Origin of the sequence: Sporolactobacillus sp. CQH2019 (assembly GCF_028765345.1) — a bacterium.
Lineage (GTDB): Bacteria > Bacillota > Bacilli > Bacillales > Sporolactobacillaceae > Sporolactobacillus.
Map to the genome: position 1 here is coordinate 73,977 of NZ_JARAJZ010000004.1, position 25,117 is coordinate 99,093.

The 25,117-nt window shown below is 51.3% G+C and carries 24 protein-coding genes; 2 read left to right on the forward strand and 22 right to left on the reverse strand.

Going from position 1 to position 25,117, the window contains the following annotated elements:
• Positions 1–53 precede the first annotated feature (53 nt).
• The 8 genes from atpA to glyA all read right to left on the reverse strand — a co-directional run bounded on the left by atpA (position 54) and on the right by glyA (position 7,007).
• Positions 54–1,568 carry a F0F1 ATP synthase subunit alpha gene (atpA, locus tag OYT88_RS06820; protein WP_274398837.1) on the reverse strand — a complete coding sequence of 505 codons (1,515 nt, stop codon included), beginning with the start codon at positions 1,566–1,568 and terminating at the stop codon, positions 54–56.
• Between the two features lie 13 nt (positions 1,569–1,581).
• Complete coding sequence (locus OYT88_RS06825; RefSeq protein WP_274398839.1) at positions 1,582–2,121, reverse strand: F0F1 ATP synthase subunit delta; 540 nt, start codon at positions 2,119–2,121, stop codon at positions 1,582–1,584.
• Positions 2,118–2,603, reverse strand: a complete 486-nt coding sequence (gene atpF / locus OYT88_RS06830) for a F0F1 ATP synthase subunit B (RefSeq protein WP_274398841.1) — start codon at positions 2,601–2,603, stop codon at positions 2,118–2,120. The genes OYT88_RS06825 and atpF overlap by 4 nt, the downstream gene beginning before the upstream one ends.
• A 159-nt stretch (positions 2,604–2,762) precedes the next feature.
• Complete coding sequence (atpE, locus tag OYT88_RS06835) at positions 2,763–2,987, reverse strand: F0F1 ATP synthase subunit C (RefSeq protein ID WP_274398843.1); 225 nt, start codon at positions 2,985–2,987, stop codon at positions 2,763–2,765.
• Between the two features lie 69 nt (positions 2,988–3,056).
• The gene (atpB, locus tag OYT88_RS06840) at positions 3,057–3,797 is read right to left on the reverse strand and encodes a F0F1 ATP synthase subunit A (RefSeq protein ID WP_274398845.1); all 741 of its coding nucleotides are present in this window, start codon (positions 3,795–3,797) and stop codon (positions 3,057–3,059) included.
• 392 nt (positions 3,798–4,189) lie between these two features.
• Entirely contained in the window at positions 4,190–4,411 is a 222-nt protein-coding gene (locus tag OYT88_RS06845; protein WP_274398846.1) for an AtpZ/AtpI family protein, read from the reverse strand.
• Between the two features lie 493 nt (positions 4,412–4,904).
• Positions 4,905–5,534 carry a uracil phosphoribosyltransferase gene (upp, locus tag OYT88_RS06850; RefSeq protein ID WP_274398848.1) on the reverse strand — a complete coding sequence of 210 codons (630 nt, stop codon included), beginning with the start codon at positions 5,532–5,534 and terminating at the stop codon, positions 4,905–4,907.
• Positions 5,535–5,750: 216 nt separating this feature from the next.
• Positions 5,751–7,007, reverse strand: a complete 1,257-nt coding sequence (gene glyA, locus OYT88_RS06855) for a serine hydroxymethyltransferase (RefSeq protein WP_274398850.1) — start codon at positions 7,005–7,007, stop codon at positions 5,751–5,753.
• 565 nt (positions 7,008–7,572) lie between these two features.
• Here glyA and OYT88_RS06860 point away from each other — a divergent pair.
• The gene (locus tag OYT88_RS06860) at positions 7,573–7,812 is read left to right on the forward strand and encodes a hypothetical protein (protein ID WP_274398852.1); all 240 of its coding nucleotides are present in this window, start codon (positions 7,573–7,575) and stop codon (positions 7,810–7,812) included.
• A 211-nt stretch (positions 7,813–8,023) separates the two neighbouring features.
• Here OYT88_RS06860 and OYT88_RS06865 read toward each other — a convergent pair whose 3' ends face one another.
• From OYT88_RS06865 to rpoE, 14 genes are all read right to left on the reverse strand, one after another.
• On the reverse strand, positions 8,024–8,596 hold the full coding sequence (locus OYT88_RS06865) for a TIGR01440 family protein (protein ID WP_274398854.1): 573 nt from the start codon (positions 8,594–8,596) through the stop codon (positions 8,024–8,026).
• Positions 8,597–9,314: 718 nt separating this feature from the next.
• Entirely contained in the window at positions 9,315–9,857 is a 543-nt protein-coding gene (locus OYT88_RS06870; protein ID WP_274399191.1) for a manganese efflux pump MntP, read from the reverse strand.
• 345 nt (positions 9,858–10,202) lie between these two features.
• Positions 10,203–11,246: an L-threonylcarbamoyladenylate synthase gene (locus tag OYT88_RS06875; RefSeq protein ID WP_274398855.1), complete on the reverse strand. Its 1,044-nt coding sequence runs from the start codon at positions 11,244–11,246 to the stop codon at positions 10,203–10,205.
• A gap of 177 nt (positions 11,247–11,423) precedes the next feature.
• Positions 11,424–12,080 carry a stage II sporulation protein R gene (gene spoIIR / locus OYT88_RS06880; RefSeq protein WP_274398857.1) on the reverse strand — a complete coding sequence of 219 codons (657 nt, stop codon included), beginning with the start codon at positions 12,078–12,080 and terminating at the stop codon, positions 11,424–11,426.
• 65 nt (positions 12,081–12,145) lie between these two features.
• Positions 12,146–13,021: a peptide chain release factor N(5)-glutamine methyltransferase gene (gene prmC, locus OYT88_RS06885; RefSeq protein WP_274398858.1), complete on the reverse strand. Its 876-nt coding sequence runs from the start codon at positions 13,019–13,021 to the stop codon at positions 12,146–12,148.
• On the reverse strand, positions 13,018–14,091 hold the full coding sequence (prfA, locus tag OYT88_RS06890; RefSeq protein ID WP_274398860.1) for a peptide chain release factor 1: 1,074 nt from the start codon (positions 14,089–14,091) through the stop codon (positions 13,018–13,020). The genes prmC and prfA overlap by 4 nt, the downstream gene beginning before the upstream one ends.
• A gap of 107 nt (positions 14,092–14,198) precedes the next feature.
• Positions 14,199–14,771, reverse strand: a complete 573-nt coding sequence (locus tag OYT88_RS06895) for a thymidine kinase (RefSeq protein ID WP_274398861.1) — start codon at positions 14,769–14,771, stop codon at positions 14,199–14,201.
• 457 nt (positions 14,772–15,228) lie between these two features.
• Entirely contained in the window at positions 15,229–15,474 is a 246-nt protein-coding gene (locus OYT88_RS06900; RefSeq protein WP_274399193.1) for a type B 50S ribosomal protein L31, read from the reverse strand.
• A gap of 209 nt (positions 15,475–15,683) precedes the next feature.
• Positions 15,684–16,958 (reverse strand): transcription termination factor Rho, encoded by a 1,275-nt coding sequence (rho, locus tag OYT88_RS06905; RefSeq protein ID WP_274398862.1) that lies wholly within the window; start codon positions 16,956–16,958, stop codon positions 15,684–15,686.
• A 509-nt stretch (positions 16,959–17,467) separates the two neighbouring features.
• Complete coding sequence (gene glpX / locus OYT88_RS06910) at positions 17,468–18,451, reverse strand: class II fructose-bisphosphatase (protein WP_274398863.1); 984 nt, start codon at positions 18,449–18,451, stop codon at positions 17,468–17,470.
• A 274-nt stretch (positions 18,452–18,725) separates the two neighbouring features.
• Positions 18,726–20,021, reverse strand: coding sequence for a UDP-N-acetylglucosamine 1-carboxyvinyltransferase (gene murA / locus OYT88_RS06915; protein WP_274398864.1), 1,296 nt, complete (start codon positions 20,019–20,021; stop codon positions 18,726–18,728).
• Between the two features lie 362 nt (positions 20,022–20,383).
• Positions 20,384–20,785: a response regulator gene (locus OYT88_RS06920; RefSeq protein ID WP_274398865.1), complete on the reverse strand. Its 402-nt coding sequence runs from the start codon at positions 20,783–20,785 to the stop codon at positions 20,384–20,386.
• A gap of 251 nt (positions 20,786–21,036) precedes the next feature.
• Positions 21,037–22,635, reverse strand: a complete 1,599-nt coding sequence (gene pyrG / locus OYT88_RS06925) for a CTP synthase (RefSeq protein WP_274398866.1) — start codon at positions 22,633–22,635, stop codon at positions 21,037–21,039.
• Between the two features lie 263 nt (positions 22,636–22,898).
• The gene (rpoE, locus tag OYT88_RS06930) at positions 22,899–23,393 is read right to left on the reverse strand and encodes a DNA-directed RNA polymerase subunit delta (protein WP_274398868.1); all 495 of its coding nucleotides are present in this window, start codon (positions 23,391–23,393) and stop codon (positions 22,899–22,901) included.
• Positions 23,394–23,812: 419 nt separating this feature from the next.
• On the opposite strand from rpoE, the gene OYT88_RS06935 reads away from it, so the two are divergent.
• The gene (locus tag OYT88_RS06935; protein WP_274398869.1) at positions 23,813–25,024 is read left to right on the forward strand and encodes a phospholipase D-like domain-containing protein; all 1,212 of its coding nucleotides are present in this window, start codon (positions 23,813–23,815) and stop codon (positions 25,022–25,024) included.
• Positions 25,025–25,117: the final 93 nt, after the last annotated feature.

Here is a 25,117-nt window from a genome sequence, read left to right on the forward strand (position 1 = left end):
AAGAGGCTCATCCTGCAATTATGTTTGAAATAAAAGAATCCATGCAGCTGCTTTTATTGGGTATCTGAGGCCACAAATGTCCTTTTAAAGGCTTTTATCGCTGTTTCAAAAGCTTCCGCATCCGGAAGTTCACCGCTCTGATGAATATTATCCAGAATATCGGCATTGTTCTGTTTCAGATAGGCAAGCAGTTCTTTTTCGAAACGCTTGATATCGGAGATGGCTACATCGTCAACGTAACCTTTTGTCAGCGCATAAAGAATGACAACCTGATTCTCGACCGGATACGGATTGTGCAGATCCTGTTTCAGGATTTCTACCGTACGGGCGCCTCTATCCAGTTTGGCTCTCGTCGCCTTGTCCAAATCGGATCCGAATTGGGAAAATGCCTCCAATTCACGGTAAGAAGCAAGGTCCAGCTTGAGCGTTCCGGCTACTTTCTTCATCGCCTTAACCTGCGCGTCGCCGCCGACACGGGAAACCGAGGTCCCGGCATCGACTGCCGGCCGCACGCCTGAATAAAAGAGGTTCGACTCCAGAAAGATCTGGCCGTCGGTGATCGAGATCACATTTGTCGGAATGTAGGCTGAGATATCTCCGGCCTGTGTTTCAATAATCGGCAGGGCCGTAATCGAACCGCCGCCGAGTTTGTCGCTTAATTTTGCCGCCCGCTCAAGCAGCCGGGAATGAAGGTAGAAAACATCCCCAGGGAACGCTTCACGGCCCGGCGGACGGCGAAGCAGCAAGGAAAGTTCACGGTATGCCGCCGCTTGTTTTGACAAGTCATCATAGACAATCAGCACATGTTTGCCGTTGTACATGAACTCCTCGCCCATCGCTACACCGGCATAAGGCGCCAGATAAAGCAACGGAGCGGGTTCGGAAGCTCCGGCCGAAACGACGATCGTCTTTTCCATAACTCCGTAATCTTTCAACGTATTCACAACGCCGGCAACGGTTGATTCCTTCTGTCCGATGGCGACATAGATGCTGATTACATCCTGGTCTTTCTGATTAATGATCGTGTCGATTGCGATCGCTGTTTTACCGGTCTGACGGTCGCCGATGATCAACTCACGCTGTCCGCGGCCGATCGGAATCATCGCGTCAATCGATTTAATCCCGGTTTGCAGAGGTTCGGAAACGTGTTTCCGCTGCATAACGCCGGGTGCCTTTTTTTCAACCGGACGGGTTTTATCCGTATGGATCGGTCCCTTGCCGTCAATCGGCTGACCGAGCGGATTGACGACACGTCCGAGCAGTGCTTCACCGACGGGAACTTCCATAATCCGGCCGGTACGCTTGACTTCGTCCCCTTCATGAATGCCCGTGAAAGGGCCGAGAATGACGATACCAACGTTATCTTCTTCAAGGTTCTGGGCCATGCCCATGACACCGTTGGAAAATTCGACAAGCTCGCCCGACATGATGCTGTCAAGGCCGTGGACGCGGGCAATTCCGTCGCCGACAGTGATCACTGTGCCGACTTCGCTCACTTCAACCGTCGATTGATAATTCTCAATCTGCTGTTTGATTAATGAGCTGATTTCTTCCGCTTTAATGCTCACGATATTTTCACCCCTATTTACCTACTTTAATCTCCTGTCTGAAGCCTGCAAGTCTGCCTGCCATGGTGCCGTCATAGAGAAGATCGCCGATCCGCAGCAAAATGCCGCCGATAATCTCCTTTTTGACTTTGGCATGCATACGCAACTTCTTTCCGAGAACGTCGCCGAGACGCCGGGCCAGATCCTGACGCTCCTCTTCATCCAGAGGGACGGCAGTCGTTACGGTCACATCAAGAATGCCTCGTTTGACGTCCGCCATATGCGTATAGGCTTCAAGCACTTCATCGATGATTGCTTCGCGTTTACGATCAATGAGCAGTCTCAGGAGGTTCATAACTTCCAGCCCGACCTCTTTATCGAACAGCTTGTCAACCAGTGCCTTCTTTTCAGTGCTGTTTACTTGCGGATGCAGCAATACCCGGCGAAGCTCTTCATTTTCCGAGATCGCATGCGCAACGGAAATCAGCTGACTCTCAATCGTATCAACAGCATCACGTTCTTCCGCGACTTCAAAGAGTGCCTTTGCATAACGGTTAGCTACAATTTCGCTCATTGCTGATTCCCCACCTGCTTCATCAGCTGATCGATTTCTTTAGAGTAGTCTTTCGCATTGATCTCTTTTTCAAGCAATTTGGATGCAAGCAGGACAGAAAGATCGGCTACTTCATCACGTATTGAAGCGACGGCTTTTTCTTTCTCCTGATTGATTTCTTCATATGCTTCTTTGATCAGACGATCCGACCGGTTTTTGGCCGCATCGATAATACCCTGTGACTCGGCTGCTGCCTGCTTTTTCGCCTGTTCAATCATTGCGCGCGATTCTTCGCGCACCTTGTCCAGTTCAACTTTCTGCTGCGCCAGATATTTTTGCGATTCTTCACGCGAGTTTTCCGCTTCCGTGATCTGATTGTTGATGTATTTTTTACGCTTTTCCATAATAGCGGCAACCGGCCCGACAGCCTTCCAGGCGACGAGAGCCATCAAAATCAGAAAAATCACTATCTGGGCAAGAATCGTTCCTAAGGAAAATGACATCGCATGGTCACTCCTTTCGCCAATTGTTTTTTGCCATCAATCGTTGTCTGTTCTATTCGGAAATTTCTCGGGCGGCACCGGTCGCCGCGCGCCCGTCTCTTAAATCATTAAAGGTTTTTACAAGAAAGCGGGGGTGAAAAATTCCCACGACCGTTTTTCTTACCCGACAAGTCCGAAGAGTACCAGAATACCGAAAGCGATGGAAATAATCGGCAGGGCTTCAATCAGACCGAAAAGGATCATCGTCTGGCCGAACAGAGTGCCCCTTGCCTCAGGCTGGCGGGCAATGCCTTCCATATAACGGGCGAACAAAATACTGTCGCCGATACCTGCTGCAAGAGCTCCTAAACCGATCATGAGTGCACCAGCAAGAATTGTAGTCATAAAAAGATTCCTCCCAAATGTCTTATGTTTTGTACCACACTAAATGTGTAAAATCCCGTAACCGGACGGTTAATTTGCGGACACTTTCTGTCCGATGTAAACCATTGCCAGAACAGTAAAGATGTAAGCCTGGATGCAGCCGACAAAGACGGAAAAGCCCATCCACACAATGAGCGGGACTGCCGTCAGGTACAGTGCGCCGTCCCGTAAAATGAGAATCAGCACTTCGCCGGCGAAAATATTCGCCCAGAGCCGGGCCGCATGAGTGACCGGCTTTGCCAGTTCATCAATGACGTTGAATGGAAACATCCACCAATACGGTTTAAAATAATCTCTCGCGTAAACAAGCGGATGTTTCACCGCACCGGCAAGATGCGCATAGATCATGATGGCGCCGGCCATCGCGACGGTCACATTCAGATCCGAAGTCGGTGATTTGAACCAGCTGACCGTATGAGTCGTTTTCAGCATATCCGCCGTAATCCCGAGTGAGGGAACCGGTCCGGTAACCTGCGCCGTGGCAATGACAATAATGCCCAGCAGATTGGCGATCAGGACGAAAAGAAATGTGGTCAGTGCAAAACTGATGTATTTATAGGATTCCTTCTTTTCCATCATGATGCCGGTAATACCGTCGATAAAATCAATGATGTACTCCATCACGTTCTGTTTTCCCGTCGGACGGATGCTGAGACGACGCGTCAGCGCCATGACAATCAAAAATACAATTACGGCCGTAACAAGGCTTCCTATAATGACCGTCAGATCAAATGTCATTCCGAGAAACTTCACTTTCGGAGTCAGATCCAAGAGTCTCCCCCCCTTCATCCGAAGAAGCTGTTTTTCTTAAAGAGCAAAAACTCATCACCGCCACAAGCAAGATACAGTCGGACAATAAGGACAGTACAAAAGACCGGAAATCAATCAGGACCGGAAAACGGCAACCCGTCAGTACAGCGGCTGCAGCCGTCGGAAAAACGGCCTTCATCTGCAGCTCTGCCTGCATGCGGGAACCTGACAAAACCCGGAGGCCTGTCATCCTCAGTCAAAAAGAAAGATAGAAAGATTATATAAACTGATTAATCTGCCGAAGAGAAACCGTTCACGAACGCCTTCATCGGTCTGATAAACCAGATTACCCCAAAAAGCAGCGGGAGTATACGCGAAAATCGGAACCGCAGCGAAAACAGCCTGACAGCGGCTCAGTCCTTCATAAAAGATTTCAGCGTATAATAGCAGCTGAACAAACCGAAGAAAAAACCGGCAACGGCACAAATCGGCAGCCACAGATGAGAGAAGCCGAAATGTCCGTCAAGGTATTTGCCGATAAGAGCACCAATGATAATAAATGCAAAAATTTCAAAGCCCATGGCACTGACCATTGCAGCCATCTGTATCGGTTTGATGTCCTTTTTCCCAGCCAAAACCAGACCCCCTTCACGGCTTTCCGGCCCCGTCCGGGCCGCTTTTCCGGAAAGCGGAACGAAACCGCCCTGCCTGCCGGAACATCATTTTATGCACCCGGCCGCTTATTGCTGCCGGCGAGTCGGACAAATCAGGATGCGACATAAATTCTGCAAAAACAGTCTGGAAATTTAAGGAATAAAAAAAAGCTCGATACAGTTATTATCGGTCGGCACTCTTCGAAAAATACCGCTACTGTTACAGTTTAGCGAAAGCGCTGTCTTTATGTCAACATCATTTCGATTTTTTGTGATAAATATCACGTCTGTATAAAGAAAGATGTCTCATCCTGACGTTTTCCGCCGGTCTATTCCTTATACCTAGAATTCTAAACATATTTACCGAAACCTGAACACGTAAATTGTGACAAATCTTTAACAAAGAAAATAAACATCGAATGCATTGACTGCTGGACGAAATATTTTTTCATGACGCTCTCAGCATTTTTTCGCCTTATTTTGTTCCAAACAGCCTGTCGCCGGCATCTCCGAGTCCGGGAACGATATAGCCCTTTTCATTCAGTTTCTCGTCAAGCGCCGCAAGATAAATGTCGACATCCGGATGCACTTTCTGCACCTCGCGGACGCCCTCAGGCGCCCCGATCAGGCACATCAGCTTGATATTGACACCGCCGTGCTGTTTAAGAAAGGTGATGGCGGCAGACGCCGATCCGCCGGTTGCCAGCATCGGATCGACAACAATCAGGTCGCGTTCGGAAATATCCTGAGGCAGTTTGACATAATACTCGACCGGTTTGAGCGTATCGGGATCGCGATACAGGCCGATATGGCCGACTTTCGCCGCCGGAATCAATTGAAGCATGCCGTTGACCATTCCGAGACCGGCCCGAAGAATCGGTATAATCCCCATTTTCTTTCCGGCTATTCTATAAGCCCTTGCTTTAGCCACCGGCGTCTGGACTTCCACCTCTTCAAGGGTCAGATCCCGTGTAATTTCAAAAGCCATCAGTGTGGCAACTTCGTCCACCAGTTCCCGGAACGCTTTCGTACCTGTCCTGTAATCCCGGATCATCGTCAGTTTATGCTGAATCAGCGGATGATCTAAAACAACTAACTTACCCATTCAATTGCCCCCCATTTTTGGAACGATGCGGGTTCCGTTCTGCTTTATCTGTCCATAAATAAAAGGGGGATTCCCCCTTGAAATGAATGCCGGACCGCCGCGATGAGCGGGACGCAGCGGAAAAACCGGCAAATTTTTTCAATCATAGTATCATTCGGTTCGCCGGTCATTTTTACGGGCCATTCCCGCGCCTAACCGGCTGATTGTCAGACATTGTCAGACGCCGGTGCCTGTTTTCTCGGTATAGAGCGGATACTTATCCGTCAGCGCTCTGACACGTGACGCCGATTCGGCAAGGACGGTCTCATCGTCCGGATTTTTCAGTGCTCCGGCAATGACAGATGCGACTTCCCGCATATCGTCTTCATTGAACCCGCGCGTTGTAACGGCCGGCGTCCCCATGCGAATGCCGCTCGTTACGAAAGGCTTCTCCGGATCGAACGGAATGGTGTTCTTGTTTGTCGTAATGCCGATGCTGTCAAGTACGGCTTCCGCCTTTTTTCCGGTGATCCCGAGGTTGCGCAGATCGACCAGTACGAGATGATTGTCCGTTCCGCCGGAAACAAGAGTCAGCCCGTGCTTTTGCAGTGCCTCGGCAAAAGCCTTTGCGTTAGCAACAATGCGGCCCTCATACTCCTTAAATGACGGCTGCAGTGCTTCGCCGAAAGCGACCGCCTTGGCAGCGATAATATGCATCAGAGGCCCACCTTGAATACCGGGGAAAATCGCCTTGTCCAATTTCTTGGCAAACCGTTCCTTGCAGAAAATCATACCGCCGCGGGGACCGCGCAATGTCTTGTGTGTTGTCGTCGTGACAAAATCGCAATAAGGAATAGGGCTTGGATGAAGGCCAGCGGCAACAAGGCCGGCAATGTGCGCCATGTCCGCCATCAGATAGGCACCGACCTCATCAGCAATTTCACGGAATTTCTTGAAATCGATGATGCGCGGATAGGCACTTGCACCGGCGACAATCAGCTTCGGTTTATATTTAAGCGCCTGACTTCTTACTTCGTCGAAATCAATCCGCTGCGTGTCTTTAGTGACGCCGTAGTCAACGAAGTTATAGAGACGGCCGCTGAAATTCACCGGGCTGCCGTGCGTCAGATGGCCTCCGTGCGACAGTCTCATGCCCAGCACCGTATCGCCCGGGTCGAGTATGGTTTCATAGACAGCCATGTTCGCCTGTGCTCCCGAGTGAGGCTGAACATTCACATGATCGGCACCAAATAGTTTCAGGGCCCGGTCTCTTGCCAGGTTTTCAACTATATCGACAAATTCGCAGCCCCCGTAATAGCGATGACCGGGGTAGCCTTCCGCATACTTGTTGGTCAGAACGGAACCGGCCGCCTCAAGCACTGCCGGACTGACAAAGTTCTCCGAAGCAATCAGCTCAATTTTGCTTCTCTGTCTCCCTAATTCCTTTTCAATTGCCCGGAACACATCGGGATCATGCGCTTCAATTGCCTTCATGAATGGTGTGCAACTCCTCTCAAAATCTTTTTCATGTAAAGTTTATCATATTTTATTGATAAAAAGCTTTATTAAATTCATCTGATTGTCAAATTCAACTTTTTTACTGTCGTAAAGTCCGCCGATCATCGTCATTTCACGGATGTTTTTAAATTTTCCGGCAATTATGGGTCAAAAAGTTTTTAATGAGTATCCCCTCCATTTATGTATCCAGCCGGCCGCGGCTTAAAAACGGCAGCGGGTCTTCCGAAAAGCGACCGTTTGGCACGGGAGCCGGCCTTTTTTTGAATGCTCAGGCGAACGACGCTTGACTCCGCTGAAAAGGAGGATATCCTGCGCGGACAATCATTGCATGGCGAAAACACCCGATCTTTTTCTTGGCTCGCCGCATATTCCTGTAAATTGTGGTGAAAATCGGCAGGAAGTGCCGGCTTATCACCAGAAAAAGCAAAATATCAACAGTAATCGGCAGCAATGTGCGGAAGATCAACAGTAACGGCCAAATAATCACAGTAAACGAACCAAAATCAATAAGTGCAAGTAATCAGAACAGCAGGCTTGTCTGATGGATGGATCAACGCGGCCGGAGTTTTATCAACTTCCGGCCGGATTTGCATGGCCATCAGCCGGATTCAAGGTCCTTCCGGCCAAATTCGGGGCTCTTCCGGCCGTTTTCAAGCTCCTTCCGGCCAAATTCAGGCTCCTTCCGGCCAAATTCGGGGCTCTTCCGGCCAAATTCAGGCCCCTTCCGGCCAAATTCAGGGTTCTTCCGGCCGGCGCGCCCGATTCCGTTGCACCCGATTGATCAAGTCGTTGCGGAAGCTTATTGATTGCGGAAACGCTCTCCGTCTTTCGAGAGATTGACAGTTTCAGAAACAATTGCTCATCATTGACGGCACAGCAGGAAAATGAGCTAAAGAGATACTCATAAAGAATTTTTTAAGACATCCATCACTAAGAACAAGCCTATAATCGTAAAAAGGGAAAGCAGCCCGCTTTCCCTTTTTACAGTTATGCTATATTCTCCACACCTTTGCCGCTTCCGGATAGACGGCACGTTCTCCGCCGATCAGTTTCGGCCGAGTCCGTGCCATGGTGATATGCGCGTGTCCGATGTGCACAACTCCGCTCCTGACCGGAACCGCAACGGGTTTAAGATGCATGCCGATCAGTGTGTCGCCTATGTCAATGCCGCCGTCCGCTTTGATAAATTCGACAACGACCGGATCCTGCAGATGCTCATAGGCATAAGTCGCCATTGCCCCGCCTGCGTGCCGTACAGGCCGAACGGTAACCGGTTCGTAGCCGCGCTGCTCCGCAATCTTCCGATCCATGACAAGTGCGCGATTCAGGTGTTCGCAGCACTGAAAAGCGAAATGCACGCCTGTCCGGTCATGGCAGGTTGCCACAGCCCGGTAGATCGACGCCGCCACGTCCATAGAGCCCGACGTACCAATGCGTTTTCCGCCCACTTCGCTTGTGCTGCACCCTAAAACAAGCAGATGGCGGGCATCGAAAGCCATCGCTTTCTCAAGATCATGAAGTGCCCGACCTACTTCTTCTATAATATCCTCATTGAGTACTTCCATTTCCATTCCCTTCTTGTTCGAGAGAAGTTCTCTGCCTACTAAGTTTATTATAACAGGTTGAGCACGAATTGATGTCCTAATCTGTGGGAAGCCGAATATTCAAGCATGTCTAGGGCCGGCGCATAAAATAAATCCGTCCGCCTCTACAAAAAGGCAGACGATACAATCACAAGCGGAAAAATCCCGACAGAATCAAAACATCTGATTTTCACCAATCCCTCCGGCACGGCTGGACACCGATTCGACATTCCGTCGGAAATTTTTAAGCCCGCTCTCGACAATTCCCCGGGAAATTCTGTGTTGAAAAAGCGGAAATCAACGCAAAAAAAGAGGAGCGAACGGGACATACAAGGAGAATATGCACAGTTTGCTTTAGTTTGTTTCCTTTTGTCAGAGGAGGGTTAAGGCCGTCTATCCTTGGAGCAGAGAAAGTCCCATGGAACTTACGCATCGAATCGAGAAGGTTAAACTCCACGGAAGCGGCAATGCTGCGTTCCGGCTATTCTCGGCTATGACGGGAATGACTCCCCTGTGTCTGCTCTTCTCAGCGCAATTTATCGGTCGTTACGCTGAGTTTATCGGTCGTCGATTTATCGGCCTTCCGCTCATGTTTATCGGTCGTCACCCATTTATCACTGTATCCGCCTGCCGCATTCTGCAGATCGGACCCATCTTGAACTACATGAGTCAGCCTGACAAATGCTCCGTTCGCCTTCGGTCAGAGATGAAGGTGAAACAGCAGCTTTAAGCCGAATATGAACATGATCATGCCGCCCAGCGCCTCCCCATACCGCCCGAAAAAACGATGGGTTCGTCTTCCGACAAAAAAACCGGCCCAGGCCATAATCATACTCAGCAGGCCGAAAAGGAGAATCGTGAACATGACTCTCGCTCCGAAAATGCCCATGCTGAGTCCGACCGAAAAACTATCAATGCTGACACTGATGGCAAAAAGCATCAGTCCGGCGTCTGTCGTGTAGATCAATTCTTTCGGTCCCCGGTCACGGCTCATTACGGAAAAGATCATCTGGATCCCAATCAGAATCAGAAGAACGCCGCCGGCTCTTCCGGCAATATCACCGAAACGATGGGACAGAATGTGCCCGAGAGCCATGCCGGCAAGCGGCATCAGCGAGTGAAAAAAACCGATCATCGTGCCGATTTTCACGGCCTGTCTCAGCCGAAAATCGCTCATGCCCATTCCCATGCACACAGAAAAGGCATCCATCCCGAGAGCCAGCGCCATCATACATAAGGTCATGCCTTCGCCGATCAGATCAGCTGCCGTCAAGCCCGCTCCCCCCTTCCTGTCCCGTAAATCACTTTATGCATGTCCACCGGACAATAGAAGGAGAAATGAAACGTTTTGATGAGAAAGCCAGATGCTGCGCGGCTTAGAATGCCAAATTGCGGATACAGCGGCTTCACATGAAACCGCTCTGCGCACAGAAGCCCAGATTTCTTCTTCAAAAAAGAAAAAATCTGGGCTTACGGAATTCCAACCTATGAAATAAACGTTTAATCAAGCATCTATCTTTTATGTCTGCCCGACGGTCCCGGGCAGCAGGCAGCGCCCGGTTCTCTTTCTGCAAAAGCCGGACGTTTCCTACTCTATGACCCGGCCGGCCGCCGCTTTGGACAGACGGTTCATAATCGCCTTGCCGATGCCTTCTTCCGCAAACGTTTCGCTATAGATTACATCGACTTTTCTGCTGTCAAAATCCCTGAGTACGGCGAACAGATTGTGGGCAACGCTTTCCGGCTCACTTCGCCGGCCGCAGGCAAGCACGACATCGGCAAGCGGATAACGGGTTCTGTTTTCTTCCGTCGTCAGAACGCCGACCCGCCGATCGCTGTTTTTCTCGTGAGCGACGAGGCCGCGGATCTGTTCCCCGCCGCCCGGCACTAGATACATGACGGCTTCCGGAGCATAATGCTTGTACTTCATTCCCGGTGCTTTTGGAGTCTGATCCGGGCGGGTCATGGCCGGGTCGTCGGCAACCGGACCGATTGCCTCAATCAGCTGTTCGCGGGAAATGCCTCCGGGACGAAGAATGGTAACGGGCGTGGTTGTGCAGTCGACAACAGTGGATTCGACGCCCACCCCGGTCTCGCCGCCGTCAATGATTCCGGCGATACGGCCGTCCAGGTCATGCAGTACATGCTCGGCTTTCGTCGGGCTCGGATGCCCGGACCGATTCGCCGACGGGGCCGCGATCGGCAAATGGGCTGCACGGATCAACGCGCGGGCTACCGGATGGTCCGGCATTCGGATCGCTACGGTCGACAGTCCGGCCGTTACTGCATCGGATACTTCGCCGCGCGAAGGCAGAACGAGGGTCAGCGGCCCCGGCCAAAAAGTATCCATCAGTTTTTTGGCAATCGGATTGATCTCCGTACAGATTTCCCTGACCTGCTCCAGCGTCGCAACATGAACAATCAGCGGATTGTCGCTCGGCCTTCCTTTTGCTTCATATATTTTCTTAATCGGTTCTCTTGATTTCGCATTTCCCCCCAGTCCGTACACCGTTTCCGTAGGAAAAGCGACGACCTCACCTTCGATCAGGCATTGCGCCGCAGCTTTGATCTGCGGATCATTTTCCAGCCCGGCGGCCTGAGGATCCGCCCGCCACTGTTTTGTCTCTACCATGACGATTTCTCCTTTTTATTCAATAAATTAACCGCTCCGTCCCGTTTGCTTTCAGATCACCACACTGCAAAAACCGGCTTTTCGGCCGGTCCGTTTGCTTTATATTTGCTATCAGTATACACCATTTTACCATTCTTAGGCTGTGCCCCTCAACGGTCCGCCGTGAGCTCCGCCTTTTTATCCCATCACTGCATCCCAGAGTTTCACAACAAAGTCAAAGACGAACGAGTGAACTTCAACCTGCTTGGCCTGAGCCCCTGCCCGGCCGGCCGCTGCGGTTTTCATTGAAGCCTTCTGCGCAGAGCCGGATGTGCCATTTGTATAGTTGTCCCTGACCGCCTCGCTGTTGGAAAAGTCGAGGAAACAGAGCGGAGGAAACAGGACACACCACCAGTTGGCTCCCTTCCCGTCACCGAGTGAGATCACCAGAGCCTTATATTTTCCGGCAGGGTAGACATAATTTCCGTACATTTTTGTCGGAAAGTCCGCCTCTCCGAGTTTTATATTGAAAGTCTCACTTGCATGAACCTTGCGCAGCGTTTGCCTGACAATCTGCCGCAGTTCAGGCATGTGAGAGCGGATGACCGTATCGGCCTGCTTCTCCGATTTCAGATCTCTGACCCAGCCGGTGATGTTGCTGTTGACCGCATCGCGCACCTGGCGTTTCACTGCCTGATCGGCGGGCGTGTCGCTGTTTGCAAGAATACGCAGCCGGATCGCATCCTGCGGGATCGGTCCCTGCCCGGCCGCCTGGAACGGACCGTTTTGCCAGAAGAAAAAAACAGATGCTAGAGTGATAGATAATAGAATAAATGCGGATAAGGATTTTTTCATGAGACCCGCCTCCTTATCCGACATTGTAGTCAGGAAGACGGGAAACTAAACATGCCCGGCGGAGATTATTTTTTCTCGATGACAGCCAGAACGTTGCGGTCGCGCCCCGACAGATCCTTTTCAACCGCCAGATTTTCAATCCGGCCCGGAAATGCCTGTTCCACCAGTGCCTGTACCGCCGGGCCTTGCGAAGCGCCGATCTCGAACGCCAGCAGAATACGGGGCCTGCTCCCGATGATTGCCGGAAGTATCTGCAGAATCCGGCGATAAAAATCGAGGCCGTCTTCCCCGCCGAACAAGGCCAGATGCGGTTCATAATTCTTCACCGTGTCGCTCAATTCCCCCATTTCCAGGCAGGATATATAGGGAGGATTGGAAACAAGCACATCGAACGCTCCGCCTTTGAACGGTTCAAGCAGGCTGCCCTTCCGGAACAGGACCGGCGCCCCCAGAATCTTCGCGTTTTCCTCGGCAATCACAAGCGCATTGGCTGAGATATCGACTGCGGCCACCCGCCATTCGGGATGTTCCAGAGCAAGCGTCACGGCAATCGCTCCGCTGCCGGTCCCAATATCGCAGACGGACAATCGGGAGCCGGCAGCGAAAAATCGCTTGGCCCAGACCCCGACCCGGTAAACCAGTTCTTCCGTTTCCGGGCGCGGAATCAGTACATCGGGAGTCACCTTGAACAGGCGGCCGTAAAACGGCGTCTGTCCGACCATATACTGGGCAGGCGTCCCTTTCAGCGCATGCTCCGTGATATGCTCTCTCAGCCAGGCGGCGTCCTGATCCGAGAGCGGTTCGCGGATATCGGCCAGAAGATCCGTCCGCGTCAGGCCGAGCCTGCTGCAAAGTAGAATTTCGCCGATGTTTTCGTCGCGATTGTATTTTTTTAAAAAAGAGGACGCCCACCTGAGCGCTTCAAATCGTTTCCATGTCACCGGACATCCGCCTGTTCCATTTTTTTCGCCTGTTCATTTAAAATCAGCGCGTTGATAATTTCGTCAAGTTTTCCGTTCAGGACCTGGTCGAGCTGGTGAACGGTCAGCCCGATCCGGTGATCGGTCACGCGATTCTGAGAAAAGTTGTAAGTACGGATCCGTTCGGAACGGTCTCCGCTGCCCACTGCCGATTTTCTTGTCGAATCGTACTTCGCCTGCGCTTCTCTTCGATATTTGTCATAGACGCGGGCGCGCAGCACTTTCATCGCCTTTTCTTTATTTTTGATCTGCGATCGCTCCTCCTGGCAGGAGACAACAATGCCGGTCGGGATATGTGTCAGCCGGATCGCCGACATCGTTGTGTTGACGCTCTGCCCGCCGGGACCGCTGGAAGCGAAACGGTCGACACGGATGTCCTTCTCGTTCAGCTCGACCTCGACCTCTTCTGCTTCCGGAAGAACGGCTACTGTTGCGGTCGACGTGTGAATCCGCCCTCCCGATTCCGTTTCCGGCACCCGCTGAACGCGGTGCGCGCCGTTTTCATACTTCAGCCTGGAATATGCGCCCTTGCCGGTAACCATAAAGACGATTTCCTTATAGCCTCCGATTTCATTCGGGCTGGCATCGACAATCTCTGTCTTCCAGTTCTGCTGTTCGGCGTAACGTGAATACATCTTAAACAAGTCGCCCGCAAACAGTGCCGCCTCATCGCCGCCCGCCGCACTGCGGATCTCAACGATCACATTGCGGTCATCGTTCGGATCCTTCGGAATGAGCAGCCGCTTGAGCCGCTCTTCAAGCGACGCTTTCTCGGCCCCGAGACGGTCGATCTCATCGTGAACCATTTCTTTCATACCGGCGTCCATCCGGTCGTCGAGCATGGTTTTCGCATCGCCGAGTTCAGCAATCGTTTTTTTATAACTCCGGTAGACGGCGACGATCTCCTGAAGATCCGACTGCTCCTTTGAATAGTCGCGCAGCTTTTTCGGATTGTTGACCACGTCGGGATCGGCCAGAAGCTGGTTCAGTTTCTCATAGCGCTCCTCCAGCGTCTGTAATCGTTCAAACATTTTTTCACCCCATCTATTGCAGAAAAGCATCCGGCATCCGTGTATGATTCTTTAATCATTATATTATACGTTTCTTTAACGCGTCAAAAACAGGCGGACGAACCGTGTCAGATTGGCGGATGCAGATAGCAGCGCCTGCAGACCGGATAATAGCTCTCATTGCCGCCGATTTGAATCTGATCGCCGCTGTAGACCGGTTTTCCGTTGCCGTCAATCCTCAGATTCATCGTTGCTTTTCTCTCGCAGAACCAGCAGATCGTTTTTATTTCTTCGATCTTGTCGGCATAGAGCAGCAGATACTTGCTTCCTTCAAACAGCTCATTGCGGAAATCATTTTTGAGCCCGAATCCCATCACGGGAATATGGCATTCATCGACTATTTTCGCCAGCTGAAGCACATGGACTTTCGTCAGAAACTGGGCTTCATCGACCAGAACACAGTAAGGCCGCGGTTGATAATCGCAGACGATGCTGAAAATATCGGTTTCGGGAAAAATCGGAATCGCCTTTCGCTTGAATCCGATCCGGCTGGAAATCGATCCGACTCCGTCCCGATTGTCCAGACCCGATGTAAACAGCAGAACGGGTTTCCCCTGTTTCTCGTAGCTGTGCGCGACTTTAATGATCTCAATCGATTTGCCGCTGTTCATCGTTCCATACTTGAAGAAGAGCTGTGCCATTTTTTTCTTCCCTTCCGCGTCTTAAAAATCATTGTTCCGATCTAACCGCCGGCCGGATTCAGCAGCTTTCCCGTGTTTCAGCGTGTGTTTCCTATCAGAACCCGGCCGGATCCGACCGGCTGCGCTGCAAAAGAATCGGCCGGCGGCTAAACAGCCAAGGTTTTTCCTTAAGGCCGAGCATTATTTTCATTGGAAAATCCGGCCTCGCCAGGCCTCCGGCGCAGACAGGCCTTCGCTGCAGGGACGGGGCCGCAGGACGCGGCGCTTCCCATTCGGCCGTTTATCCTATTTTATACTTTCCGCGGTATAAAAAAACAGGCAGGATGCCCTGCCCGCATTTTCTGCCTCTCAGGTTCAAAAAAGCGAAAACGGCCGATTCCGCATGGCACAGTTGAAAAACAAATCCTGTGCCGATCGAAAAAGCCGTTTTAATTTCCTGCCGAATATCAAAACCAGATCATTTGATGTTATATTTCTTCTTAAATCGATCGACACGGCCGCCCTTGTCTGCAAATTTCTGGCGGCCTGTATAGAACGGATGCGAATCGGAACTGATTTCGACCGTTATCAGCGGATATTCGTTGCCGTCTTCCCACTTGATCGTTTGATTCGATGTTTTTGTAGAACCGCTCAGAAATTTGAAACCGGTGCTTGCGTCCATAAATACAACGGGATGGTAATCAGGATGGATGCCTGCTTTCATCTCATTCATCTCCTTTTCGCCCTGACTGTTCTCTCAAGCCAGAGTCTGATAGCATAATGCACAACGAGTATTATAGCAAGCCGGCCGGCGATTTGCAAGCGTCCGTTCCGCGTGCTTGCGTAGACAGGCGGCCGCAGCCTTCATCCGGCAGAAAATCGTCTATACCGAAACGAAGAGCGGCCGCAGCAGGCCGCACAATGAACGTGCTGTCAGCTCTGTGCATGAATCAGGCCGCTTTTTTCCTTATCAAACAGATCGAAAAATTCCTGATTCGACTTGGTTTCCCTGATCCGTTTATAAAAATGTTCCACAAATTCCTGTGATTCATCCATCGTCTTGCGCATGGTCCACAGTTTTTCAAGATGATCCTGACTGATCAGCAGTTCCTCTTTTCTCGTTCCCGAACGGCGGATATCGATTGCCGGGAAAATGCGCCGTTCCGCGAGACGGCGGTCGAGGTGCAGTTCCATGTTGCCTGTTCCCTTGAACTCTTCATAAATCACGTCGTCCATACGCGATCCCGTGTCGATCAGCGCCGTGGCCAAAATCGTCAGGCTGCCGCCTTCTTCAATATTCCGCGCCGCACCGAAGAACTTTTTCGGTTTGTGGAAAGCCGCGGGATCGATCCCGCCGGAAAGCGTGCGGCCGCTCGGCGGAATGACAAGATTGTAGGCACGTGCCAGCCGGGTCAGGCTGTCCATGAGGATGACGACGTCCCGCTTGTGCTCAACGAGACGCATGGCCCGCTCAAGCACAAGCTCCGATACTTTTACATGATTCTCGGGCACTTCGTCAAAGGTCGAGCTGACGACATCTCCTTTGACCGAGCGTTCGATATCCGTCACTTCCTCAGGCCGCTCATCGACAAGCAGAACCATCAGTTCCACGTTCGGATAATTGATGCTGACGCTGTTTGCAATCTCTTTCAGCAGCGTTGTCTTTCCGGCCTTCGGAGGCGCGACAATCAGTCCGCGCTGCCCGAATCCGACCGGAGAGATCATATCGATAATCCGCGTCGAAAAGCTTTCTCTCGTTGTTTCTAAAATCATCTGCCGGTTCGGGTAGAGCGGAGTCAGCGCCGGAAAATGGACCCGTTCTTTCGCCGTATCGGGATTTTCCCCATTGATCGCCTCAACCCTCAGCAGGCCGAAATAGCGCTCGTTTTCTTTCGGCGGCCGTACCTTGCCCGTTACTTTATCGCCATTGCGCAGGTCGAAGCGGCGAATCTGTGAAGCAGAAATATAAATATCCTCCGAACTCGGTGAATAGTTGATCGGGCGCAGGAAACCGAACCCTTCCGTCGGAATGATTTCCAGAATGCCTTCCATCAGGGACAGCCCATCCTGTTCCGCCTGCTTCTTCAATATCGAAAAAATCAGTTCGCGTTTGGTCAGTTTGCTGTAATAGGATACTTTGAATTCCTTAGCATGCTCATATAATTCTTTCAGTTTCATATTTTCCAATTCTGCTAATGTTATTGTCATTATCGCACCACACTTCTTTAGAGTTGTATTGCCATTTTTTCGATTGTCTTTTATGGTGAAAGGTGTTTAATTTAGAAGGTCTCATGCTGATGCTTGCCGTCGGCATGGTTTCATGCCCGAAATGTAAGAAGCCCGCACGTTGCTGTGCGCCGGAGAGAAAACTGGAGCTCATTTGAAAGAGTATCACTTGCGCGAACACAAGCTGATGAGGCGATCAGGAAACGGACAACCCGTCTCCATAATCAGATCGCAGACTGAGCCACTGATCGAACTGCCTAATTCACCCGATTTTAAACTTATTCTATTTCTTTTTTATCACATTATACCCGTTTTAGCAACTCTTACAACATTAAAAAAACGAAAACTTCGGCGGCAGACTGGGACCGGGACGGTATTTCCGCTGCCGTCCGCTGTTCCGGCTGCACCTTCGGGCAAATAAAAAACACGGAAAACAATTCATCCGCGTTTTTCCATTTTTTCTTTTCAATATGTTCTTCTAATCCCTTTTCTCAGACTACCTGTATTTCAGGAAGCACGAGACCCGGTTTCCGGCTGAGGATGTGTGCCCCGTTAATAAAACGGAGTGTGCCCGATTTTGCACGCATGACCAGTGAATGGGTCTCGCCCCGGTCCGCCTTGGGATAACGAACGCCCCGCAGCAATTCGCCGTCCGTTACGCCTGTAGCGGCAAAAATCGCATCATCGCCGCTGACCAGATCCTCCATGCGCAGGACCTTGCCCGGATCCTCGATCCCCATACGGCGGCAGCGTTCCTTTTCATGAACGGAGCGGGGCAGAAGCCGGCCCTGGAAATCACCGCCCAGACACTTCATTGCCACCGCCGAAATCACGCCTTCAGGTGCGCCTCCCGACCCAAGCAGCATATCTACCCCCGTCTTGTCAAATGCTGCATTTAACGCACCGGCAATATCTCCCGCGGGAATCAGTTTGATTCGCGCCCCCGCTTTGCGGATCTCGGCAATCAGCCGTTCATGCCGTTCCCTGTCCAGAACGGTCACGACCAGATCGCAGACGTCCTTTCCTTTGGCCTTCGCTACCGCCCGCAGATTATCGGCCACCGGAGCATCAATGTCGACCTTCCCCGCCGCTTCGCATCCGACAGCCAGCTTATCCATATACATATCCGGCGCATGCAGCAGATGGCCGTGATCGGCGACCGCCAGCACAGCCATCGCATTCCACGAACCTGCCGCTACGATGCTCGTTCCTTCAAGCGGATCAACCGCGACATCGACTTCGGGTCCGCAGCCCGTGCCGAGCCGCTCACCGATATAAAGCATCGGTGCATGGTCCATCTCCCCTTCGCCGATCACAACAGTTCCGCGCATCGGAATCGTATCGAAAACACGACGCATGGATGAAGTTGCCGCTTCATCCGCCTCATCTTTTTTACCAAGCCCCATCCATCTTGCCGATCCCAGGGCTGCCGCTTCCGTCACCCGGACAAGTTCCATTGACAAACTTCTTTCCACGTCATTAGCCCCTTTTCAAAGAGATTGCTGTCACATGTCATATATGAGTTATATTTCATTAAATATGATACACTATTTAGCCTCTTTTGGAAAGCGCTTTTATAACGAAGCATTAAAAAAAGGCGCGCATCATCCGGACGAAAAATCCCGGCCAGTGCGCCGCCTCTGTTCCATATTTATAAATATCAGGGTCCGTATGCCGCAGCGGATCCTCTGTCATTCATTTCTGCAGCTCTAACTCTGCTTGCGAAAGTTCCGCTTCAGCCGGATGGGCTTATTCCTGCTCCTTCAGGCTTTCGCGGACCTCCTCATCCAATAGCGGTTCACGCCAGACATAAGCACCGATTCCCTGCAGCTTTTCCATCAGATGGTCGTAGCCGCGGTCAATATGCTCCACGCCGGCAATTTCCGTAATGCCGTCAGCGATCAGCCCGGCAATCACAAGAGAGGCACCCGCCCGAAGATCGGTCGCCTTGACGCGTGCTCCTTCCAGCCCTGCTGGACCGCTCAGAATGGCCGACCGGCCTTCCACTTTGACACTGGCACCCATACGCCGCAATTCATCAATATGCTTGAAACGTGCTCCGTAAATTGTATCGGTAATAATGCTTGTTCCGACCGCCTGTGTCAGCAGACTGGTCAGCGGCTGCTGCAGATCGGTTGGGAATCCCGGATAGACAAGCGTCTTTACATCGGCGCTTTTCAGGCTTCCCCTGCTTTTCGAAACGAGGATCTGGTCTTCGCCGACCTGGACATCCGCTCCCATCTCAAGCAGCTTGGCCGTCAGCGATTCCACGTGCTGAGGGATAACATTGTCGATCAGAAGCTCCCGGCCTTCCGCCGCGCCGATAATCATGAACGTTCCTGCCTCAATCCTGTCAGGGATGATCATGTGGCGGCAGCCGTGGAGCGTATCGACACCGTCGACACGGATCACATCGGTACCCGCTCCCTTGATCTTTGCGCCCATGCTTGTCAGAAGCGTTGCCACATCAATAATTTCCGGTTCTTTGGCCGCATTTTCAATCACCGTCTGACCCTTAGCCCTGACCGCAGCCAGCATGATGTTGATCGTCGCCCCGACGCTGACCACGTCCAGATAGATCCGTGCGCCTCTCAGTTCCTTTGCACGCAGATAAATCGCACCGCGTTCATTCGTCACTTTGGCTCCGAGTGCTTCAAAACCCTTGATGTGCTGATCAATCGGACGCGGCCCCAGGTTGCATCCGCCCGGAAGGCCGATGACGGCTTTGTGGAAACGGCCGAGCATCGCCCCCATCAAATAGTACGAGGCACGAAGCTTCTTAACCGAACCGTTCGGAAGCGGCATGTCCACCATTTCTCTCGGATCGATGATCAGCGTATTATCATGAAAAGTAATTTTGCCGCCTATTTCGCGAAGCAGCCGGCAAAGCGTCTGGACATCCGAAATATCGGGAAGCTGGTCGATAGTTACGGGCGAGTCGGCAAGAATAGTCGCCGGGATCAGTGCGACCGCACTGTTCTTTGCTCCGCTCACCTGAACGGAGCCGCTCAGAATGTGGCCGCCTTCAATCAGTAATTTTTCCATGGTCAAAATTCTTCCTTTTCGATTCAATCGCTTTGTAAGCCATTCTCATAATCGCCGGAAAAATCGGCAGAATCTCCGCTGAAAAATGGGCAGGCCGGCTAAATCATTCTATGTACGGACATAGGTATCCTTACCATTTTTAGAAAAGTTTTTTTCAGATCCGAAGTCTACGGACCGCATTCCGCCTTTTAAAAATCTGGTGCAAACCCGTCTGCTCTCCGCCTTTCACGGATAAAGGATCCCTTGTACGATGCCGTGCATTGAGCTATCACCCACAGTATAGCACAAAAAAGAAAATCGTGCCGCCGCTCGTTGCAGGATCGCTGGATGACGCAGCCGGTACGTCGGCCTGTTTCATTTTTTTAGCGATTCGTCTGTATTTCAGGCGGCGCTTCCCTTTTTACAAGATCCGTCAGTTCCTGAAGATCGAACGGTTTTGAAAAATGAGCAATCGCACCGCCGGCTATTGCATTTCGAATGATATCCTGATCGCCGTATGCGGTCATAATCACAACTTTAACTTCCGGCTTTTCCTGCTTGATCCTTTTTAAAGTCTCGAGGCCATTCATGCCCGGAATCTTCATATCCAGCAGGACAAGTACCGGATCGTGTTCATGAACCGCCTTCAGCGCCTGCGGGCCGCTCGAAGCGAGCAGGGTTCGATATCCTTCTTTTTGAAAAATTTCATTGAGAAGAAGCCGGATGCCATACTGGTCATCCACGATCAATAGTTTCACGCCATGATCCGCTGCAGTATTTTCCATTCCTGTGCCTCTTTTCCTGTCTGGGGATGCCTGATTTCATGTCGGCTGCACAAATTCACCATTTTGGAATACTTTCTGAATATTCTAGGCGGCTTAACGAATGTCCTTCTTTTTGTCTCATTTAAAAGTGAACTTTTCTCAATAAAAAAGACGGCAGGCGGAAATGATTCATCCGCCTGCCGGATTCAATTTCTGCCGGTGAAAATCCGTTTGATGCAGAATCGTGCAGATTCAGGCAGGAAGTACAGGTTTTAACGTTCATTTTTCAGTGCCGCACCTACAAAATCGCGGAATAGAGGTTCGGGACGTGTCGGCCTTGACTTGAACTCAGGATGAAACTGGCAGGCTACGAACCACGGATGATCGCTGAGTTCGATCATTTCAACAAGCCTGTTGTCCGGGCTCAGTCCGGAAAAAACGACTCCATGCTCAGCCATCTGCTTGCGGTACTCGTTATTGAATTCGTAGCGATGGCGATGGCGCTGATAGATAATTTCCTTTCCGTAAGCCGCATAAGCCTTCGTCTCCTTGCGTATCTTGCACGGATAAAGGCCGAGGCGCAGCGTTCCGCCCATATCTTCGACATCCTTCTGTTCCGGAAGAAGATCGATAATCGGTTCCGCAGCCGTCTCGTCGAACTCCGCAGAATCGGCGCCGGACAGCCCGAGCACGTGACGGGCAAACTCAATCGATGCCAGCTGCATGCCGAGACAGACGCCCAGGAACGGCACCTTGTGTTCGCGTGCATACTGAATGGCCAGAATTTTTCCCTCGATGCCGCGCTCGCCGAAACCGCCGGGGACGATGATGCCGCGGACATCTTTCAAGACATCGACGTTGCCGGGATGAAGATCTTCTGAATTGATATATTCGACGTGCACTTCGGCGTCAAAGTTGTATCCGCCGTGTTTCAGCGCTTCGACAACCGAGATGTAGGCGTCCTGAAGTTCCACGTATTTCCCGACAAGCCCGATTTTAACCTGCTTCTTTGGATGAAGAACCTTGTCCACAAGATCATGCCACTGGCTCATATCGGCTGTTCCGGCCGGAAGCTGCAGTTTTTCACAGACAATATCGTCAAGGTGCTGATCCTGAAGCTGCAGCGGGACCTGATACAGTGTCTCCGCATCGCGTGCCTCGATCACTGCTTTTTTATCGATGTCGCAGAACAAAGCGATCTTATCTTTCATTTCCTGAGAGATCGGCAGTTCTGTACGGACAACAATGACATTCGGCTGGATGCCCAGGCTGCGCAATTCCTTGACACTGTGCTGCGTCGGTTTCGTCTTCATCTCGCCGGCCGCCCGCAGATAAGGAATCAGTGTGCAATGGAGATAGAGCACATTCTCCAGGCCGACGTTGCTCTTGATCTGGCGAATCGCTTCAAGAAACGGCAGGCTTTCAATATCGCCGACGGTGCCGCCGATTTCCGTAATGACAACATCAGCGCCCGTCGTTGTCCCGGCACGAAAAACACGGTCCTTAATTTCGTTCGTAATATGGGGGATTACTTGTACCGTTCTTCCTAAATAATCGCCCCGTCGTTCCTTCTTCAGCACGGTCGAATAGATTTTGCCCGTCGTGACGTTGCTGTTCTTGTTCAGATTAATGTCGATAAACCGTTCATAATGTCCGAGATCGAGATCGGTTTCCGCTCCGTCATCGGTGACGAAAACTTCGCCATGCTGATACGGGCTCATCGTCCCCGGATCCACATTAATGTACGGATCGAATTTCTGGATCGTGACCTTCAGTCCGCGATTTTTCAGCAGCCGTCCAAGGGAAGCAGCAGTGATCCCCTTCCCGAGAGACGACACAACGCCCCCTGTTACAAAGATATACTTTGTCATCCTCTTCGTTTCCCCCTTCTCACAGCATCACGGTTGTGCATCGCAGCATCCGGCTGAACTGCTTTCTTTTTTATAAATTTATAAAAAAACAAAAGCGAAACCACTCCCCTGGGAGGGCCCGCTTTTGCCTTATTAAACCAGTTCTATAATAGCCCTTTGCAATTCTAACAGACTTGCCGATGTGAATCAAGAGTCCTTGTCCGTAAAAACGCAGTCATTCCTGCTCCCGGACTGTCAGCAAAACAGCAGACACCCCGCCGAAATCATTCTTCTTCGTCGTCGATGCTGACATTTCTTTTAATGCGCTGGACATCGTCATCGTCGTCATGATCATCATAGTCGTCGTCATCCGAATTATTGTCAGCCAGATCCTGATCGTCGTCATCGTCATCGTCCGAATCATCGTCAGCATCGTCCTCGTCGTACGACTCGTCATAATCATCGAATCCGTCTTCGGCAAGCTTGCTTTTTCTTTTATGCGCTTCGGCCTGCCCGAGCGATTTGGCAGCGTCGTCTTCGCGCTGATCGAGCGGATACCAGTTGCGCAGAGCCCAGAGATTATTACCGAGACTCAGGAACCGTCCGTCAAGCGACAGCGTCGTGTACAGACGGGCAAGCGTTTCACCGTCGTCCGCCTCAATTTCGCCTTTTTCAAAGACCTGATCCGTCATTTCATAAAACGACTTCGGTTCCTTGCTTTTCGCCAATATATCGTACAATTGATCCACTTTTGATTGCTCGACTGCGTGTTCTGCCAATGGAAACATCCTTTCCTTTCATCGATGCCCCCCCCTTTAATGAGGGCAATGCTCCCGCCGGAACCATGTGTTCCGGCACGTTCAACTCCTCACGGGACAGCCGGCTGACAGAATTTTATCGATAACCGGAAGTCCCGGCAGCCGATCGGCCTTTAACGAGGATGAGCAAGATCGCTACAAGGTTATACAGTTTATACAATAATCTGTTTCTATGTTAAAATCAAGTCCGGGTCCCATGAATCTTTTCGGACAGATCCGCATGTACAGTTCTCCGTTTCTGCATCAGCCTGAATCGGCCTTTCGCATTCTCTCTGTCGATACACGGCTGAAATTGGGATATATTAAGAGCAAGACGCTTTACCGTTCCGGATCCGGAAACAGAGAACCGGTGAAAATCAGATTGGAGGAACAAACTATCGATGACTGCCCTGCTCGCTGCCGTTTTGATTATTTTGCTGCTGGCCGTTCTTTTGACTGCCGGCATCCTGCTCGATATTTACACAGGCATTAAGGTGAAGCGTCCGACGCTTCCGAAAGGCCCGTTTAGAACCGGGATGAACCGCCTCCGTTATTTTACAAACGGGCGGGATCTCTTCAATGATATGCAGGAATCGATTGAAAACGCCCGCAGCCACGTTCATTTATCCTTTTTTATTTTTAAAACCGACGATGTCGGAAACAGATGGCTTGATCTTCTGAAGAAGAAAGCCGGAGAAGGTATCGAAGTCCGTCTCATGGTCGATTATCTCAATAGCGGCGACATCCGCAAGAAAAGAGCCGAACTGACCCGGGCCGGTGTGCAGATTGCTTTTTCCGGAAGGCCGGGATTTCCGTTCACTTTTTATTACCTGAACCGGCGCAATCATCGAAAAATTGCCGTGATCGACGGGCATACTGCTTTTTTCGGCGGTTTCAACGTCAGCCGGGAATACATCGGCAATAAGGCGGAGACGGGGTCCTGGCATGACAATCATCTGAGAGTGGAGGGCGAAAGCGTTGCCGACCTTCAGCGCCTGTTTCTCGAAGACTGGCGGCTGTCTGCCGGCCGGCCGGCGGACAGCTCCGCTTTTTTCCCGGCGCCGACCAAAGGGCCGTCACAGCTTGCCTTAATTGCAACAAGCGGCAAACAAATCGAGGATATTTTTGCCGAAAGATTCATGGCCGCCCGCTCCTCAATCATGATCGGCTCGCCTTATTTCATCCCAAGTCCCGGACTGATGAACGTGCTGCTCGGCTGTCTGAACCGCGGCGTCGAGCTGACGATTCTGCTGCCGATGAAAAAAGATCATCCGTTCGTCAAGCCGGCTTCTTATCTCTATCTCCGTCCGCTTGTCGAGAAAGGTGCGCGCGTGTACCACTTCTATCAGGGCTTTTATCATTCCAAGGTTTTTGTCGTCGATCGGCGTCTCTGCTACACCGGCACCGCCAATTTTGACCGGCGCAGTTTTTTCTGGAACGACGAACTCTCGGGTTTTACCGAGGATCCCGCGCTCATTCGCAGCGTTCTCGATCAGTTTGACAAGGAGATCCGCGAGGAGTCGGTTGCCGTCACGTTGAAAGCGATCCGGGAACGATCTCCTCTTGAAAAACTGAAATCGGCCGGTTCCGGCTGGCTCAGCCCCTTTTTATGATCCTTGCAAAGGGGCCTGTGCCTGTCTGACGGCCGGGAAAACGAAAAGCGAAAACCGTTGTCTTGATTTTAAAAATAAACACGGCCTCCGATC

Excerpts from the sequence above, each read along its gene's own strand:
- OYT88_RS06865 (WP_274398854.1), bottom strand. The coding sequence starts at position 8,596 with ATGGAAGTACTCAATGAGGATATTATAGAAGAAGTAGGTCGGGCACTT.
- spoIIR (WP_274398857.1), bottom strand. The coding sequence starts at position 12,080 with ATGAAAAAATCCTTATCCGCATTTATTCTATTATCTATCACTCTAGCA.
- OYT88_RS06860 (WP_274398852.1), top strand. The coding sequence starts at position 7,573 with ATGGATGGATCAACGCGGCCGGAGTTTTATCAACTTCCGGCCGGATTT.
- OYT88_RS06895 (WP_274398861.1), bottom strand. The coding sequence starts at position 14,771 with ATGGCACAGCTCTTCTTCAAGTATGGAACGATGAACAGCGGCAAATCG.
- rho (WP_274398862.1), bottom strand. The coding sequence starts at position 16,958 with ATGACAATAACATTAGCAGAATTGGAAAATATGAAACTGAAAGAATTA.
- OYT88_RS06825 (WP_274398839.1), bottom strand. The coding sequence starts at position 2,121 with ATGAGCGAAATTGTAGCTAACCGTTATGCAAAGGCACTCTTTGAAGTC.
- OYT88_RS06900 (WP_274399193.1), bottom strand. The coding sequence starts at position 15,474 with ATGAAAGCAGGCATCCATCCTGATTACCATCCCGTTGTATTTATGGAC.
- OYT88_RS06920 (WP_274398865.1), bottom strand. The coding sequence starts at position 20,785 with ATGGAAAATACTGCAGCGGATCATGGCGTGAAACTATTGATCGTGGAT.
- upp (WP_274398848.1), bottom strand. The coding sequence starts at position 5,534 with ATGGGTAAGTTAGTTGTTTTAGATCATCCGCTGATTCAGCATAAACTG.
- atpE (WP_274398843.1), bottom strand. The coding sequence starts at position 2,987 with ATGACTACAATTCTTGCTGGTGCACTCATGATCGGTTTAGGAGCTCTT.
- OYT88_RS06875 (WP_274398855.1), bottom strand. The coding sequence starts at position 11,246 with ATGGTAGAGACAAAACAGTGGCGGGCGGATCCTCAGGCCGCCGGGCTG.
- glyA (WP_274398850.1), bottom strand. The coding sequence starts at position 7,007 with ATGAAGGCAATTGAAGCGCATGATCCCGATGTGTTCCGGGCAATTGAA.
- murA (WP_274398864.1), bottom strand. The coding sequence starts at position 20,021 with ATGGAAAAATTACTGATTGAAGGCGGCCACATTCTGAGCGGCTCCGTT.
- pyrG (WP_274398866.1), bottom strand. The coding sequence starts at position 22,635 with ATGACAAAGTATATCTTTGTAACAGGGGGCGTTGTGTCGTCTCTCGGG.
- atpF (WP_274398841.1), bottom strand. The coding sequence starts at position 2,603 with ATGTCATTTTCCTTAGGAACGATTCTTGCCCAGATAGTGATTTTTCTG.
- prfA (WP_274398860.1), bottom strand. The coding sequence starts at position 14,091 with ATGTTTGAACGATTACAGACGCTGGAGGAGCGCTATGAGAAACTGAAC.
- OYT88_RS06935 (WP_274398869.1), top strand. The coding sequence starts at position 23,813 with ATGACTGCCCTGCTCGCTGCCGTTTTGATTATTTTGCTGCTGGCCGTT.
- OYT88_RS06870 (WP_274399191.1), bottom strand. The coding sequence starts at position 9,857 with ATGACCTTATGTATGATGGCGCTGGCTCTCGGGATGGATGCCTTTTCT.